This window comes from Rhodococcus sp. AG1013 (genome assembly GCF_003350365.1).
Taxonomy (GTDB): domain Bacteria; phylum Actinomycetota; class Actinomycetes; order Mycobacteriales; family Mycobacteriaceae; genus Prescottella.
The window spans coordinates 21,213-37,170 of sequence record NZ_QQAT01000032.1 but is presented as its reverse complement, the minus strand read 5'-3'; the positions used below and the strand labels follow the sequence as shown (position 1 = coordinate 37,170).

Genomic DNA, 15,958 nt, shown 5'->3' with positions numbered 1-15,958 from the left:
TCGGTCAGTGTTCGGCGGGGAGCGAGGTCAGGTCGCCGACGGCGGCGAGGACAGCGTCCTCGGCATCGCGGTCGCCGACGGTCACCCGTACGCCCTCGCCGGGGAACGTGCGGACGGACACCCCGTGCGCCACGCAGGCGGCGTCGAGTGTCGTGGCCCGGTCACCGACGGGGATCCAGACGAAGTTGCCTCCACTGGAGGGTGTTTCGAATCCGTGCGCGGCCAGTCCCGAGCGGACGTGGTGCCGACCGGCTCGCACCGACTCCACGATCCGGTCGGTGTGTGCCGACTCGGCGAGGGCGGCGCACGCCGCCGCCTCCGCGACCGAACTCAGACCGAACGGGGGTGCGGCGGCGTGCAGGGGAGCGGCGACGGCGGAACCGGCGATCGCGTATCCCACGCGCAGCCCGGCGAGCCCGTACGCCTTCGAGAACGTCCGCAGCACGACGACATTCGGGAACTCACGGAGCAGCTCGACGCCGTCGGCCTGCTCCTCGCCGAACTCGCGGTAGGCCTCGTCGAGGATCACCAGGACGTCCGACGGCACGTTGTCGAGGAGGTGCCGCAGTTCGGAGTCCGTGAGTTCGGTGCCTGTCGGGTTGTTCGGATTGCACACCAGGACCGCGCGGGTGCGGGGCGTCACCGCCGCGATCATCGCATCGACGTCGTGGCGGTGCCGCCCGTCGAGCGGTACCGGAACCGCTGTGGCACCCGCGATCCCGATGAGAATCGGGTACGCCTCGTAGCTGCGCCACGCGTGGACCACCTCGGTGCCGGGGCCGGTGAACGCTGTGAGAACCTGCTGCAGCAGCGCCAGCGAACCGGCGCCCGTCAGCACCGAATCGGCGGGCACGGACAGTCGATCGGCCAGAGCGGCGACAAGATCGTCCGCGAACAGCGTCGGGTACAGGTGGCCGTGCGCGCCGGCGCGGGCGATCGCCTCGACGACGGCCGGGGAGGGCGCGATGGTCGACTCGTTGCTCGACGCCCGCCAGCGCACCGTCGCGGCACCCGAGGCCCTCGAATACGTGGGCAGCGCGTCGATCTCGGGCCGGGCCCGGGGCAGGGCGATCGAGCGGGTCACTGCAGGTCTCCGATCGCGTCCTCGACGGCCGCGACGAGCGCGCCCGAGGCCGCCAGCGCGACGGCCTGCTCGATCTCCGGCGCGAGGAACCGGTCGGTGCCCGGACCCGGGACGCTCTCGCGGAGTGTGCGGACCACCGCGCCGGTTCCGATTGCCGGCGCGAGCGGCACGCGCAGATCGATTCCACGTGCGGCCGTGAGGATCTCGATGGCGAGCACGCGGGTGAGACCGTCGACGGCCCGGCGCAGCTTGCGGGCACCGGACCAGCCCATCGAGACGTGGTCCTCCTGCATCGCCGAGGACGGGATCGAGTCGACACTGGCCGGCGCCGCCAACCGCTTGAGCTCGGAGACGATCGCGGCCTGGGTGTACTGGGCGATCATGAGACCGCTGTCCACGCCCGGGTCGTCGGCGAGGAACGGCGGCAACCCGTGGTTGCGGGCGACGTCGAGGAACCGGTCGGTGCGGCGCTCGCTGATGCTCGCGACGTCGGCCGCGACGATCGCGAGGAAGTCGAGGACGTAGGCCACGGGGGCGCCGTGGAAGTTGCCGTTGGACTCCACACGGCCGTCGACCGTGACGACGGGGTTGTCCACCGCGGACGCGAGTTCGCGCAGAGCGACCGTGCGGGCGTGCTCGACGGTGTCGCGCGCGCCGCCGGCCACCTGCGGTGCGCAGCGCAGCGAGTAGGCGTCCTGTACGCGGGTGTCCTCGGGGCCCGCATGGCTCGCGACGATGGGGGAGCCGTCGAGTAGCCGGGACATGTTGGCGGCCGCGGCGGCCTGGCCGGGATGCGGGCGGAGCGCCTGCAGGTCGGCTGCGAACACCCGATCCGTGCCCAGCAAACCCTCGACGCTCATCGCGGCCGCGATGTCGGCCAGTTTGAGCAGGTGGTCGAGGTCGGTGACCGCGAGCGCGAGCTGGCCCAGCATCCCGTCGGTGCCGTTGATGAGCGCCAGGCCCTCCTTCTCGGCGAGGACGACGGGCTCGAGTCCGCACTCGGCCAGGGCGACCGAGGCATCGACGAGGCGGCCGTCCGCGGTGCGGACCGTGCCCTCTCCGGTGACCGCCAGGGCGACGTGCGCGAGCGGCGCGAGGTCGCCGGAGCAGCCGAGGCTGCCGTACTCGTGGACCACCGGGGTGATCCCGGCCGTGAGGAGATCGGCGTATGCCTGCGCCACCTCGACCCGGACGCCGGTGCGGCCGGTGGCGAGGGTCGACAGGCGCAGCAGCATCAGCGCGCGCACGACCTCGCGTTCCACCTCCGGCCCGGATCCGGCCGCGTGCGAGCGAACCAGGCTGCGCTGGAGTTGGGTTCGCATCTCCTGAGGAATGTGCCGGGTCGCGAGCGCGCCGAAGCCGGTCGAGACGCCGTACACGGGACGGGGGTCGGCGGCGAGGTCCTCGATGCGCCGGCGCGAGCGGGCGATCTCGGCGAGAGCGTCGTCGGTGAGGCGCACCCCGTGGCCGCGGCGGGCGACGTCGACGACGTCCTCGATCGTGACGGGTCCGAGTCCGACGTCGACGACGTCGGTGGACTGGGTGGTGAGGGTCATGGGGACTCCGAAGGCAGGGACGGCCCGGCGGTCGCGACGGATCGGTGGCCGTGAGGATTGTGTCTCGTATACGAGACCATAGTCTCGTATGTAAGACAATAGGCGAGCGGGGATTGGCGGATCGAAGGGGATCGCCGGTTCAGGACTCCGGTTCAGGACTCGATGGATTCCTCGACCATGCGGTCGCTGAGGCTGTCCGAGAAGTGGGCGGCGGCGTCCGTGACGAGCTGGGCCAGTTCGGCGGTCTCGGCGTCAGTGCGCGCCCCGGTCAGGTACGCGACACCCAGCGCGGCGACCGGACGTCCCTCCCGGGTGACCACCGGGCCGGCGATGCAAGTGACACCGTTGGTGGTCGAGTCCCGCTCCACGGCGTACCCGAGTTCGCGATCGGCCTTCAGGAGCGCCCGCAGGTCGTCGAGCGACGTCGGCCCCTCGCCGGTACGCGTGGGCCAGGTGTACCCGGCGTACAGCGCACTGAGCTGCTCGGGGTCGAGGCGCGCGAGGATCGTGCGTCCGACGGCCGTCAGATGCGCGGGCAGTCGCGTCCCGACCTCCGTCACCAGCCGCACGCCAGGCTTGAGCGGCTCGCGCTTGTCCAGGTAGATCACGTCGGTCCCCTGCAGCACCGCCAGGTGCGAGGTCTCGTCCGCGGCCTGGGTGAGCGCGACCATGTGGCGTTGCCCCTCGCGATGCAGCGGTCCGGACCGCATGTACGACGCCCCCACCTCGAACGCCGAGACGCCGAGAGTCCATGCCCGCTGGTCGGGCCAGTAGGAGACGAAGCGCCGGTCCCGCATCACGTTGAGCAGGTGGTGCGTGGTGCTCTTGGGCAGATCGAGTTCACTCGCGATCTCGGTCGCCGCCATGGGCACACCCCGCCGGGCGAGCAGATCGAGCACGTCGAGCACCCGCTCTGCGGACTTGACCCGGCTCGTCGACATCGAACGTCCCCTTTCGTTCCCGGCCGATCGGCCGGGGTGCCGCGTCATTGTCCTGACCGGCGTGCCGCGTCATTGTCCTGACCGGCGTGCCGCGTCATTGTCTCGGATACGAGACCGTGGACCAAACGCCTCGGTTTCCGAACTGTCGTGGGTGGCCGAATGTGACATTCGTTCAGTCCAACCGAACCAATGTCACATTCGGCCGGCAGCCGGCAGCCGGCAGCCAGCAGCCAGCAGCCAGCAGCCAGCAGCCAGCAGCCGGCGGCCCAGGCGGGCTTCGGACTACGACGGGGCGGTGCGGCCCAGTTCGGCCGACAGTCGCGCGCAGCGCTCGACGAGGACCTGCCCGTGCTGGGCGCAGACGTCGTCGTCGAGTCGAAACGTGGGTCCGACGACGCTCAGTGCCCCCACGATCCGGCCGATCGCGTCGTAGATCGGGGCGGCCACGCCGGTGGAGTGGTCCTCGATGGTGTCGTGGGCGATGGCGTATCCGTCCGCGCCCACCTCGCCGAGCAGGGCCGCGCCCACCGCGGTCCCGACGAGGGGAACGGTCTGGCCGACCCACCCCATGTGCCGGATGGCGTGGGTCCCCTCGATCTGCCCCATGTACAACGCCGTGCCCCGGGGCCCGGGAGCCGACAGGTACGTCGACTCCCGGGTGATCTCGGCGATCTCAGCCATGGCCGGCTGCGCCCGCAGGAGCAGTTGGTTGTCGGCGATGGCCTTCGCGCCGATCTGCAGTAGCCGGGGACCGACCCGGTACACGTTGTCCTCGCCACGCAGGACGAACTCGGTCTGCTCGAGGCTGCGGATCAGCCGCAGCGCTGTGCTGGTCGCGAGGTCGGTCGTCTTCGCGGCGTCGGCGAGGGTCAGTCCACCGTGCTCGATGATCGCGCTGAGCAGTTCGAAGGTGCGACTGACGCTGCGCGTCACGTCACCGGGGGCCATGCGTGTCTCCCATGCCGAGGGCGTCGACCGTTCGGCCGACCGTTCGACGAATCTATCGTGTGGGCGTTCCGCCGAGGACCTCGTCGTGGTGCTCGTCGAGGAGCGGGCTGCGCCGCACCGCCGGACGCGCGCTGTCGCCGAAGACGACCGGCTGCCGGACGTACGACACCGTGCCCGCCTTGGGATGCTCGAATGTCTCCACGACACCGCGGTAGCGGGCCTGCTCCGACCCGAGCGCCTGCTGGACGTCCCACACCTCGGAGCCGGCCAGGCCGGCCGCGTCCAGCAGCTCGAGGACCTGCGCGACGGTGCGGCCGGCGGCCCACGCCTCGATCTCCTTGCGCAGCGCGGGCTCGTTCTCGGTGCGCAGGGTGTCCTCGGTGAACCGGGGGTCGGTGATCAGTTCCTCGCGGCCCATGGTCCGGGCCAGCGTCTGGAAGCCCTTCTCGCTGGCGATCGCGAGGACGAACAGGCCGTCGTCGGCGCGGTAGGTGTCGAACGGCGTCGACACGGGGTGCCGGTTACCGACCCGCTTTGGGGTCGCGCCGGACGCCTGGAGCTGGCTGTGCGCGGTGGGCAGCATCGCGAGCATGCTGTCGAACATCGCGACGTCGAGGTGCTGCCCCTGGCCGGTGGCACGGGCGGCCAGCAGCGCGGTGCTGATGCCCCACGCGGCGAAGACGCCGGTGATGGTGTCGCCGAACGATTCGCCCAGACGGGTGGGGCCGGAGTCCTCGGTGCCGGTGATGCTCATGACGCCGGACAGGGCCTGGACCACGAGGTCGTAGGCCGCGGCGCCCGCCATCGGACCCTTCTGCCCGAAGCCGGAGATCGACGCGTAGACGATCTTCGGGTTGCGGGCGCGCGCAGCCTCGTAGTCGATGCCGAGCCGGCTGGTGACGCCGGGACGGAAGTTCTCGACGACGACGTCGGCGTCGGCGATCAACTGCAGCAGCGACTCCCGGTCCTCGGGGTCCTTGAGGTCGAGTGCGATCGAGCGCTTGCCGCGGTTGAGGACGTTGAAGTAGATGCTCTCACCGTCACGGAACGGTCCGAGGTGGCGGGAATCCTCACCGGCCTTCGCCTCGATCTTGACGACGTCGGCGCCGGCGTCAGCGAGCAGCGCGGTGCAGAACGGGCCCGCGAGCACGCGGGACAGGTCGACGACGCGGACGCCGTCGAGCGGGGGGAGTGCGGGGGTGACCATGATCGCCTCCCCTCTCAGTACTCGGTGGAACGGATCGACGGGGCGTTGCCCGCGATGGTGAGCAGCTGGATCTGCGAGGTGCCCTCGAAGATGCGCAGGATCCGGCAGTCGCGGTAGAGGCGCTCGATCTCGGACTCGCGCATGAACCCGGCGCCGCCGTGGATCTGGACGACCTGATCGACGATGGAGAAGCAGGCCTCGGTCGCCACGAACTTCGAGATCGAGGCGGCGCGGCGCAGGTCCTGGCCGGCGTCCTTGACGTCGGACGCCCAGTCGGCGGTCACCCGCGAGGCGACGAGCTTGGCGTCGCACTCGCCGAGCAGCAGCTGGATGGCCTGGAACTCGAAGATGGGGTGCCCGAACTGCTTGCGCTCGGACGCGTACTCGCGGCCGAGTTCCCAAGCGCGCAGCGCGATTCCGTTGGCCATCGCGGCGACGTCGATGCGGGCGCGGTTGAGGGCGGTCAGCGCGATGTTGCCGCCGCGGCCCTCGGTGCCGATCACTGCGTCGTGCGGCAGGACCACGTCGTCGAGGTAGACAGTGTAGGTGGGCGCCGAGCGGATGCCCATCTTGTCCTGCGGCTCCGAGTAGCTGATGCCGGGCGTGCCCTTCGGGACGGCGAACGCGGTGATGCCGCGGAAGCCGGCCGAGGGGTCGGTCTTGGCGAACAGCACGACGAGGTCGGCCTCGCGGGCGTTGGAGATGAAGGTCTTGGAGCCGGAGAGGTGCCAGCCGTCGTCCTCGCGGCGCGCCACGGTGCGCATGGAGGCGATGTCCGAGCCCGCGTCGGGCTCGGTGAGCGCGAAGCCGGCGAGGACCTCACCCGAGGCCAGTCCGGGCAGCCAGCGCTTCTTCTGCTCCTCGGTGCCGCCGACCAGGATCGGCTCGAGGCCCAGGTAGTGGGCGGTGTAGATCGACGCCAGCGCGGCGTCGGCGCGGGCGACCTCCTCGACCGCAACCAGCTGGGCGCGGGTCGACAGGCCGAGGCCGCCGAACTCCTCCGGGACGGAGATGCCCATCAGGTCCTGCTCGGCGAGGCGGCGCATCAGGCGAGCTGGGAACTCCTTGGACTCGTCGCGCTCGGCCGCGCCGGGAAGGATCTCCGCGTTCGCGAAAGCGCGGACGGTGCTGCGGAATTCGGACAGGTCGAGGGTGTCGTCGAGCGTCTGAGTGGCCACGGGTAACTCCTGGGTGAACGAGAGGGGGAATCGCTAGATTTCATCTAGTGGAAGTCGATTGCCATCTAGTGGCATGCGACGACTATTGCATCCGGTCCTGTCGTTTGTCCAGAGGGAGTTCGTCCGTCCCGCCGAGCCCGGAAACGACGACGAGCGGCAACGCGCAGGGGGGATCGTCCTGCGCGTTGCCGCTCGTCACGGAGTCGACGTCAGTGCCGCCGGCTCGGGCTCACGCTGGTCGTCGTGAGCCGTGTTCAGGTGTGGGGATCAGTTGTTCCCGGTCAGTTGTTCTCGGACATCGGAATCCGGACGCCGCGCTCACGCGCGGTGTCGATGGCGTGCTCGTAGCCGGCGTCGGCATGGCGGATGACGCCCATGCCCGGATCGTTGGTGAGCACGGCCTCGATCTTCTTCGCGGCCAGCTCGGTGCCGTCGGCGATGCACACCTGGCCGGCGTGGATCGAGCGGCCCATGCCGACGCCGCCACCGTGGTGGATCGACACCCAGGACGCGCCGGAGGCGGTGTTCACGAGGGCGTTGAGCAGCGGCCAGTCGGCGATCGCGTCGGAGCCGTCCTTCATGGACTCGGTCTCGCGGTACGGGGAGGCGACGGAACCCGAGTCGAGGTGGTCACGGCCGATGGCGATCGGCGCCGACAGCTCGCCGCTGGCGACCATCTCGTTGAACTTCAGGCCGGCCTTGTGGCGCTCGCCGTATCCGAGCCAGCAGATGCGGGCGGGCAGGCCCTCGAAGGCGACCTTCTCGCCGGCCATCTCGATCCAGCGCTTGAGGTGCTCGTTCTCGGGGAACAGCTCGAGGATCGCCTTGTCGGTCGCGGCGATGTCCTTGGGGTCGCCCGACAGCGCGGCCCAGCGGAACGGGCCGAGGCCCTCCTCGAACAGCGGGCGGATGTAGGCCGGGACGAAGCCGGGGAACTCGAACGCGCGGTCGTAGCCGGCCTTGCGGGCCTCGTCGCGGATGGAGTTGCCGTAGTCGAAGACCTCGGCGCCCTTGTCCATGAAGCCGACCATGGCCTCGACGTGCGCGGCCATCGCCTTGCGCGAGTCCTCGGTGAACTTCTCCGGATCCTTCGCGGCCAGATCCTTCATGTCGGCGATGTCGACGCCGATCGGCAGGTAGGACAGCGGGTCGTGCGCCGACGTCTGGTCGGTGACGATGTCGATCGGCGCGTCCATCTCCAGCAGCGCCGGGAAGATCTCGGCGGCGTTGCCGACCAGGCCGATCGACAGCGGCTTGCGCGCGTCACGGGCCTCGGTGGCCAGCTGCAGCGCGTGCTCGATGCTGTCGGCCTTGGTGTCGAGGTACTTGTGGGCGATGCGGCGGTCGATGCGGGTGACGTCGCAGTCGACGCAGATCGCGACACCCTCGTTCATGGTGACGGCCAGTGGCTGCGCGCCACCCATGCCGCCCATGCCGGCGGTGAGGGTGATGGTGCCGGCGAGGGTGCCGTCGAAGCGCTTGCGGGCGATCGCGCCGAACGTCTCGTAGGTGCCCTGCAGGATGCCCTGGGTGCCGATGTAGATCCAGGACCCGGCGGTCATCTGGCCGTACATCATCAGGCCCTCGGCCTCGAGCTTGCGGAACTGCTCCCAGTTGGCCCAGTCGCCGACGAGATTGGAGTTCGCGAGCAGCACGCGCGGCGCCCACTCGTTGGTGCGGAAGACGCCGACCGGCTTGCCGGACTGGACCAGCATGGTCTCGTCGTTCTTCAGCGTCTTCAGGGTGGCGACCATGGCGTCGAACGCGGCCCAGCTGCGGGCGGCGCGGCCGGTGCCTCCGTAGACGACCAGGTTGTCGGGGTGCTCGGCAACCTCGGGGTCGAGGTTGTTCATGAGCATGCGCAGGGCGCCCTCCTGCTGCCACCCGAGGGTGTTCAGCTCGGAGCCGCGGGGGGCGCTGACCGGGCGGGCCTCGTGGCCGGGTGAGGTGATGTCCATCGGATAACTCCTAGTGATCGGGCGGTGAGGGCGCGGGTCGTGTCACGCGGTCGCGGTCCGACGCCGTTGTCGTCCGTGTCCGTGTGGGCGTAGCTGTTGTGCGCTGGCTCACGTTCTGCAACTATGACTTGTATATTCCTGTCTATACAAGCTGATGTCAAGGGGCACCCTGCAGTGCCGCCCCCGACATCGCGAGATGTTCGACCAGTTGAACGGACACGACGACCAGTCGGGTGCAGCGTGGCGCCCGGCGGAAGGTTCCCAGATGAACACCGTCTCCACCCAGACCGATCCGATGCCGAACCCCCGCGAGATCGACGACGCTCTCGCCCGAGTCTTCCGCAGTTGGGACGAGCGTGTGCTCGCCGACGCGGACCCCGCAGCGCGTGAGCATCTCGCGCGATTCGTCTCCGGCCTTCCCGCCGGGTACAAGCAGGACATCACCCCCGAGCGCGCGCGCATCGACCTCGACATCCTCGCCGGGCTCACCGACGGAGCGGCGCGGGCACGCATCGTGCCCGACACGACGGCGCGCGGTACGCACCGACTGTCGTTGTACGTCGGCGGGCATCCGGCGTCGCTGGGCGACCTGATGCCGCTGCTGCAGAGCCTCGGCGTGGAGGTGCTGGACGAGCGGCCGTACGCGCTGGCCTCGCCGGCGGACATGCCGTGCTGGGTGTACGAGTTCACCGTCCGGTACCCGATCGCCCCGGCCGACGGGTTCGACGAGTTCGCGGCCCGGTTCGGCGCGGCCGCCGAGGCCCTGTGGCGGGGCGACGCCGAGGCGGACCGGCTGAACGAACTGGTGGCCCGGGCGGGCCTGCGCTGGCGTGAGGTCACGGTGCTGCGCGCGTACGTCGAGTATCTGCGTCAGGGCGGATTGCCCTACAGCAGCGCGTATGTCGCGGACGCACTGTGTCGTCACCCGTCCATCGCGGCCGGTCTGGTCAGGTTCTTCACGGAGCGATTCGACCCGGATACGGCATCGAACGACGGAGGTGGGGCGGCGGCCGCCGAGGTGTCCGCGTCGATCGAGCTGGTGCCGGGCCTCGACGAGGATCGCATCTTCCGCGCTCTCCTCGACACCGTTCGCAACACCGTGCGCACCAACCACTTCGCGGCTCCCGCGCGCAAGACCCTGGCGCTCAAGTTGGACTCGCGCAACATCGTGGAACTGCCCGAGCCTCGGCCCCGGCACGAGATCTTCGTGTACTCGCCGGCCGTCGCGGGGGTGCACATGCGGTTCGGGTCCGTCGCCCGAGGGGGCCTGCGGTGGTCCGACCGTCGTGAGGACTTCCGCACCGAGGTGCTGGGATTGGTGAAGGCACAGGCGGTGAAGAACGCCGTGATCGTGCCGGTCGGCGCCAAGGGCGGTTTCGTGCTGCGCAGGCCGCCGGTGCCCACCGGTGACGTCGAGGCCGACCGGGCGGCACAGCGAGAGGCGGGCGTGGCGGGCTACCGCATGTTCATCCGCGGCCTGCTCGACCTCACGGACAACATCGACCGGGGCACCGGGGCGGTCGTGCCGGCACCGGGTGTCGTCCGGCACGACGCCGACGACACTTACCTCGTGGTGGCCGCCGACAAGGGAACGGCGTCGTTCTCGGACATCGCGAACGCGGTTGCGGCCGAGTACGACTTCTGGCTCGGTGACGCCTTCGCATCCGGTGGTTCGGTGGGATACGACCACAAGGCGATGGGCATCACCGCTCGCGGCGCGTGGGAGAGCGTCAAACGCCGCTTCCGGGAACTGGGTGTCGACTGCCAGCGGCAGGATTTCACCGCGGTCGGCATCGGCGACATGAGCGGGGACGTCTTCGGCAACGGCATGCTGTGCAGCAGGCACATTCGGCTCGTGGCCGCGTTCGACCACAGGCACGTGTTCCTCGACCCCGATCCCGACCCCGAACTGTCGTACGCGGAGCGGGAGCGGCTGTTCGCGTTGCCGCGGTCGTCGTGGGCCGACTACGACCGGTCACTGATCGGTCCGGGCGGCGGTGTGTGGGAGCGCGGCGCCAAGTCCGTGCCGATCGGCGACGCCGTCCGCCGGGTGCTCGGTCTGGATCCGGGCGTCACGGAAATGACGCCGCCCGAGCTGATCCGGGCGATCCTGTGTGCTCCGGTCGACCTGCTGTGGAACGGCGGAATCGGCACGTACGTCAAGGCCTCGACCGAGTCGCACGCCGACGCGGGGGACAAGGCGAACGACGTTGTGCGCGTGGACGGATGCGATCTGCGGGCCCGGGTCGTGGGCGAGGGCGGCAACCTCGGCCTGACGCAGGCGGCCCGGATCGAGCTCGCTCGCACGGGCGGACGGGTGGGCACCGACGCGCTCGACAACTCGGCCGGTGTGGACTGCTCCGACCACGAGGTCAACATCAAGATCCTGCTCGACGACCTGGTCGGGGACGGCACCCTCGACGCCGAGGTGCGGCCGCGCCTGCTGGCCGAGATGACCGACGAGGTCGCCGCGCTGGTGTTGGCGGACAACGTCTCCCAGAACGAGGCGATGGGCGTCGCCCTCACGGACGCGTCGGAGATGGTGGGCGTGCACGCGCGTCAGATCAAGGCACTCGAAGCCGCCGGGGCGCTCGATCGCGCGCTCGAGGTGCTGCCCGACGCCAAGACGCTCGCCGCGCTGCAGCGGTCCGGCGACGGCCTGTCGGCTCCGGAACTGGCGACCCTCATGGCGCACGTCAAGCTCGATCTCAAGGGTGCCCTGCTGGCCGGCGAACTGGTCGACCACGACGTGTACCTGCCGATTCTTCGCGAGTACTTCCCGCAGCCGCTTCGTCGCGATCACGAGGCGGCCGTCGACCGGCACCCGCTGCGCCGCGAGATCGTCGCGACGGCACTGACCAACGACGTCGTCGACCGCGGCGGTATCTCCTACGTCTTCCGGCTCGCCGAGGAGGTGGGCGCGACGGCGGACGACTCCGTCCGCGCGTTCGGAGTGGTCAGCGAGGTGTTCGGGCTGCCCGACCTGTGGTCCAGGATCGCCGGCGCCGACGTTCCAAGCGAGGTCGCCGACGAACTCGTGCTCGTCACCCGCCGACTGCTCGACCGGGCGTCCCGCTGGATGCTGCACCGGCGACCTCAGCCGCTCGCGGTGGGCGCGGAGATCACGCGGTTCCGGGACCGGATCGAGGACGCGTCGGCGCATCTCGAGGAATGGCTGGTGGGCGCCGACCGCACCAACCTGCGCGACCGCACGCGCGCGATCGCCGAGCGCGGCGCCCCCGAAGACCTGGTCCGGGACGTGGAGTTGGCTCTCGACCGGTTCGGGCTGCTCGACGTCGTCGAGATCGCGGACCTGGCCGAGTGCGACCTGGCCGTCGCGGGTGAACTCTACTTCCGGCTGTGCGAGCGGGTCGGTCTTGTTCCTCTCCTCAACGGGGTCTCCGCGCTCGGCAAGGCGAGCCGATGGGATGCGCTGGCCCGCCTGGCGCTGCGTGACGAGCTGTACGACAGCGCACGGGCCCTGACCCTGGACGTCCTCGCGCATGCGGTTCCGGGCGACGACACCGACCGGATGATCGGAGATTGGGAGGAGCGCAACGAGTCCCGTCTGCGTCGGGCGCGCAACACACTCGCGGAGATCTCGGGATCCGATCAGCGCGACCTCGCCGCCCTGTCCGTCGCGTCCCGTCAGTTGCGGCGGATGGTCGGTTGAGAGCCGGAGAGCCGACACGCTCCCCATCCACGAGAGGAAAAGCCATCACTACCGTGAACTCCCGCAGTACCAGTGAGCCCGCCGGAGCGGTCTCTTCACGAGACGCGCGTTCGTGGCTGCTGGTGCCCGGAACAGGTACGCACGAACTCGAAGACACGATTCGAGGGCATGGCCCCGACGCCGTCATTCTCGATCTCGAGGACGGTGTCGCCCCCGAGGACAGGTCCCGTGCCCGCGACGAGATCCACGACTGGGCCACGAGGGGCGGGAAGGCATGGATCCGTGTGAACGCGGCCACCACCGCGGATTGGAGCGTGGACCTCGAATTCGCGGCTCGGTGTCCGGGGATTCTCGGGGTCGTGCTGGCGAAGGCCGAGTCCGCGGCGCAGATCGACGCGACCTCGGCCGAACTGGGCGACTTCGACGGGGGCCTGATCGCTCTGGTCGAGTCGGCGACCGGGGTGCTGGACGCGGTATCGATCGCGCGCGCGAACTCGGTGACCCGCTTGGCATTCGGCAGCGGCGACTTCCGCCACGACACGGCCGCGACGGACGATTCGGCAACGGTCATGGGGGCGCGGGCGCACCTCGTCCTGGCGAGTCGATCGGCCGGACTTCCCGCGCCGATCGACGGACCGTCACTCGCCGCCGAAGTGGGCGGACTGCGCAGCTACTGCCGCCGATCCCTTGCAACCGGGATGGGCGGCATGCTGTGTGTGAAGCCGGACCACATCGGCACGATCAACACCGGGTTCGCGCCCAGCCCGGAGGAGGTACGAGGTGCCAGGGAACTCCTCGCCAACCGCACCGACAGTATCGACGGAAGCTATCTTCCCCGCCTGCGCGCGGCCGAGGCCATCCTCGACCGCGCCCGGACATACCGGATCGACATCATGGACGACGCTCGGGTGACGACGAGTCGATGACCAGGCACACCGTTTCGGCCGCACACTGGTCGGTAGACTTCGTGGGCCGAGTCGACCGACGGAGCGTTGGGACTTCTCGAGATACAGGGGCAGCGGATGGCAGTGGTTGACGTCGACGCGGAACTTGCCGCGCTGTTCGACGAGGCCGGCGGCGAGTCCGTGCCCGCCTACGAGCGGGTCAAGAAGCTGGTGGCCGAGCAGATCCGTTCGGGCCGTTGGTCGGAAGGCGACCAGTTGCCGTCCGAGAACCAGTTCGTCAACGCACTGGGGCTGTCCCGGATGACGATCAACCGCGCGTTGCGCGAGCTGACGGGCGACGGCCTGATCGTGCGGATGATGGGCATCGGCACGTTCGTCGCCAGCACCAAGACCCCGTCACCACTGTTCGAGGTGAAGAACATCGCGGACGAGATCCAGGAGCGTGGTCACCGGCACCGCACCGAGGTGATTTTCGTGCGCGAAGAGGAGACCGACCACTCGCAGGTATTCCTACGGGATGCGGTCGGTGCCAGGGTGTTTCACTCGGTCCTCGTGCACTATGAGGACGAGACTCCGATCCAGGTGGAGGACCGGTTGGTGAATCCCGTCGAGGCGCCCGACTATCTCGACCAGGACTTCACCGCCATCACCCCCAACGACTACCTAAGCCGGGTCGCGCCGCTCGTGCGCGGTGAGCATGTCGTCGAGGCCGTCCTCGCCAGCCCGGAGGAGTGCCGTCTGTTGCAGATCGACCGCGGTGAGCCGTGCCTGCTGATCCGGCGGCGAACCTGGTCCGAACGGGGTCTGGTCAGTGCTGCCCGGCTGATCCACCCGGGGTCACGCAACCGGCTCGAGGGTGCCTTCAGTCGCTGAGGCTCTTGTCGCAGGCGCGCCGATCAGTACTCCTCGAGGAACGGCTTCACCACCGCCAGCACCTCCGGTGAGGCCGCGACGGTGGTGGCGTGGTCGAAGCCGGGAATGACCGCCAGCCGCGACCCCGGAATGAGCGTCGCCAGCTTCTTCGTATCCGACAGTCGGGGCCGGTCTTCGGAGCCGACGAACAGCATCGTCGGAACCTCGAGGGCCCCGAGTGCCGCGTCGGGCACTCCGGGCTCGGTCTCGGACCGGCGGAGGTACGCGACCAGGGCGCGGGTGTCGTTGGCGTCGAACGCGGCCCGGGTGGCGGCGTCGAGTGGCCAGGGGCGGTACGCGTTCCACCGGTCGAGGAAGGCCGTCATGCCCTCGTGGTCGAGGACGTCGATGCAGCCGGGGAAGAACAGTTTGTCGAACGAGCCGGCCTGCGGGCGCGAACTGCCGCCGCCGACGGTGAGGGTGCGCAGGCGTTCGGGGGCGCTCACCGCGAGCGAGAGCCCGACGCGTCCGCCGAACGAGTAGCCCAGGTAATGGGCCCGCTCGTGTCCCAGCGCGTCGAGCACCGCGACGATGTCGCCCACCACCAGGTCCATCGCGTACGAGTCCGGGTCGTGCGGGGTATCGCTGCGGCCGTGGCCGCGCATGTCCGGCAGGATCAGCTGGTACCGATCCCACAGGGCCTTGACGTATCCGAACGCGCGCCAGATCGCGCTGGACAGCGCGGTGCCGTGCGCCAGCACCAACGGTGGCCCGTCGCCGATCACCCGATACGCGATCCCGACACCGTCGACGGGGTTGACTGCCTGCTGCATGACCACCCCCCTACGTTAGGTCGCGATCGGGATCAGCAGACCTACACTGAGGCCGTGCCCGAGATTCCCGCTATCGACCCGGATCACGCCCGCCGCGCGGCGCTGGCGCTCGAGACGCCGGACATCGGAGCGTGGGCCAACCGCTTCGAGCTGCTCTCCGACCCCAACCGGCTGCGGCTGCTGCTGTGCCTGCACCACGCCCCCGACATCTGCGTCACCGATCTCGCGGTGGCCCTTGGGATGACGGGCACCGCGGTGTCCCACGCGCTGCGTCTGTTGCGGCAACAGGGCTGGGTGTCGGCCGAGCGGTCCGGCCGCACCGTCCGCTACCGCCTGGTCGACGACACCGTGCACGAGCTGCTGCACACCATCGGGGCCACCCACTTCCACGAGCACGACGCGAGCTGACGTCGCTTCACCGAATCCCCTGTTGCCGGTCGCGGGTGCGGCCTATCGTGACTTCGGACAGCCTCCGTCCGGAGGGGACCCGTGATGCACGAGATGGCAATCACCCAGAGTGTCGTCGACGCGGTGTGCGAGCGCGCCGGCGACCGCGACGTGCGCAGCATCCGACTGCAGGTCGGTTGCCTGTGCGCGGTGGTGCCCGATGCGATGCAGTTCTGCTTCGAACTGGTCACGGAGGGGACGGTCGCCGAGGGCGCCCGCCTCGATATCGAGGAGCCTCCCGGACTGGCGCACTGCCGCGGCTGTGACACGGACTTCCCCCTGCGCGATCTGGTTCTGCTGTGTCCGTGCGGCAGCGCCGACGTCGAGGTCCTCTCGGGCCGTGAACTGCGGATCATGTCGATGGAAGTGGGTTGAA

General features: G+C 69.8%; 13 protein-coding genes. 5 read left to right on the top strand and 8 right to left on the bottom strand.

Annotated features, from left to right (window positions below; genetic code table 11):
• Window positions 1-4: 4 nt before the first annotated feature.
• The 7 genes from DEU38_RS26500 to hutU all read right to left on the bottom strand — a co-directional run bounded on the left by DEU38_RS26500 (window position 5) and on the right by hutU (window position 8,872).
• Window positions 5-1,084 carry a histidinol-phosphate transaminase gene (locus DEU38_RS26500; protein WP_114724354.1) on the bottom strand — a complete coding sequence of 360 codons (1,080 nt, stop codon included), beginning with the start codon at window positions 1,082-1,084 and terminating at the stop codon, window positions 5-7.
• Window positions 1,081-2,640: a histidine ammonia-lyase gene (gene hutH, locus DEU38_RS26495; protein WP_114724353.1), complete on the bottom strand. Its 1,560-nt coding sequence runs from the start codon at window positions 2,638-2,640 to the stop codon at window positions 1,081-1,083. The genes DEU38_RS26500 and hutH overlap by 4 nt, the downstream gene beginning before the upstream one ends.
• Window positions 2,641-2,792: 152 nt before the next feature.
• Window positions 2,793-3,581 (bottom strand): IclR family transcriptional regulator, encoded by a 789-nt coding sequence (locus DEU38_RS26490; RefSeq protein WP_114724352.1) that lies wholly within the window; start codon window positions 3,579-3,581, stop codon window positions 2,793-2,795.
• A gap of 282 nt (window positions 3,582-3,863) precedes the next feature.
• A complete protein-coding gene (locus DEU38_RS26485; protein WP_114724351.1) occupies window positions 3,864-4,529 on the bottom strand; it encodes an IclR family transcriptional regulator in 666 nt (221 codons plus the stop codon).
• A 52-nt stretch (window positions 4,530-4,581) separates the two neighbouring features.
• Complete coding sequence (locus DEU38_RS26480; protein WP_114724350.1) at window positions 4,582-5,736, bottom strand: CaiB/BaiF CoA-transferase family protein; 1,155 nt, start codon at window positions 5,734-5,736, stop codon at window positions 4,582-4,584.
• 14 nt (window positions 5,737-5,750) lie between these two features.
• On the bottom strand, window positions 5,751-6,914 hold the full coding sequence (locus DEU38_RS26475) for an acyl-CoA dehydrogenase family protein (protein ID WP_114724349.1): 1,164 nt from the start codon (window positions 6,912-6,914) through the stop codon (window positions 5,751-5,753).
• Between the two features lie 281 nt (window positions 6,915-7,195).
• Complete coding sequence (gene hutU / locus DEU38_RS26470; RefSeq protein WP_114724348.1) at window positions 7,196-8,872, bottom strand: urocanate hydratase; 1,677 nt, start codon at window positions 8,870-8,872, stop codon at window positions 7,196-7,198.
• A gap of 265 nt (window positions 8,873-9,137) precedes the next feature.
• On the opposite strand from hutU, the gene DEU38_RS26465 reads away from it, so the two are divergent.
• From DEU38_RS26465 to hutC, 3 genes are all read left to right on the top strand, one after another.
• Window positions 9,138-12,545 (top strand): NAD-glutamate dehydrogenase domain-containing protein, encoded by a 3,408-nt coding sequence (locus DEU38_RS26465; RefSeq protein WP_114724367.1) that lies wholly within the window; start codon window positions 9,138-9,140, stop codon window positions 12,543-12,545.
• Between the two features lie 53 nt (window positions 12,546-12,598).
• Window positions 12,599-13,471 (top strand): CoA ester lyase, encoded by an 873-nt coding sequence (locus DEU38_RS26460; RefSeq protein ID WP_114724347.1) that lies wholly within the window; start codon window positions 12,599-12,601, stop codon window positions 13,469-13,471.
• A gap of 96 nt (window positions 13,472-13,567) precedes the next feature.
• Window positions 13,568-14,323 (top strand): histidine utilization repressor, encoded by a 756-nt coding sequence (hutC, locus tag DEU38_RS26455; RefSeq protein WP_114724346.1) that lies wholly within the window; start codon window positions 13,568-13,570, stop codon window positions 14,321-14,323.
• 23 nt (window positions 14,324-14,346) lie between these two features.
• Here hutC and DEU38_RS26450 read toward each other — a convergent pair whose 3' ends face one another.
• Window positions 14,347-15,135 carry an alpha/beta fold hydrolase gene (locus DEU38_RS26450; protein ID WP_181818957.1) on the bottom strand — a complete coding sequence of 263 codons (789 nt, stop codon included), beginning with the start codon at window positions 15,133-15,135 and terminating at the stop codon, window positions 14,347-14,349.
• Between the two features lie 54 nt (window positions 15,136-15,189).
• On the opposite strand from DEU38_RS26450, the gene DEU38_RS26445 reads away from it, so the two are divergent.
• Both DEU38_RS26445 and DEU38_RS26440 read left to right on the top strand, forming a co-directional pair.
• A complete protein-coding gene (locus tag DEU38_RS26445) occupies window positions 15,190-15,543 on the top strand; it encodes a metalloregulator ArsR/SmtB family transcription factor (RefSeq protein ID WP_114724344.1) in 354 nt (117 codons plus the stop codon).
• A gap of 84 nt (window positions 15,544-15,627) precedes the next feature.
• Window positions 15,628-15,957, top strand: a complete 330-nt coding sequence (locus DEU38_RS26440) for a hydrogenase maturation nickel metallochaperone HypA (RefSeq protein WP_114724366.1) — start codon at window positions 15,628-15,630, stop codon at window positions 15,955-15,957.
• Window position 15,958 lies beyond the last annotated feature (1 nt).

Coding starts and splice junctions, on each gene's coding strand:
- hutH (WP_114724353.1), bottom strand. CDS start 2,640: ATGACCCTCACCACCCAGTCCACCGACGTCGTCGACGTCGGACTCGGA.
- DEU38_RS26490 (WP_114724352.1), bottom strand. CDS start 3,581: ATGTCGACGAGCCGGGTCAAGTCCGCAGAGCGGGTGCTCGACGTGCTC.
- DEU38_RS26485 (WP_114724351.1), bottom strand. CDS start 4,529: ATGGCCCCCGGTGACGTGACGCGCAGCGTCAGTCGCACCTTCGAACTG.
- DEU38_RS26480 (WP_114724350.1), bottom strand. CDS start 5,736: ATGGTCACCCCCGCACTCCCCCCGCTCGACGGCGTCCGCGTCGTCGAC.
- hutU (WP_114724348.1), bottom strand. CDS start 8,872: ATGGACATCACCTCACCCGGCCACGAGGCCCGCCCGGTCAGCGCCCCC.
- DEU38_RS26465 (WP_114724367.1), top strand. CDS start 9,138: ATGAACACCGTCTCCACCCAGACCGATCCGATGCCGAACCCCCGCGAG.
- hutC (WP_114724346.1), top strand. CDS start 13,568: ATGGCAGTGGTTGACGTCGACGCGGAACTTGCCGCGCTGTTCGACGAG.
- DEU38_RS26450 (WP_181818957.1), bottom strand. CDS start 15,135: ATGCAGCAGGCAGTCAACCCCGTCGACGGTGTCGGGATCGCGTATCGG.
- DEU38_RS26440 (WP_114724366.1), top strand. CDS start 15,628: ATGCACGAGATGGCAATCACCCAGAGTGTCGTCGACGCGGTGTGCGAG.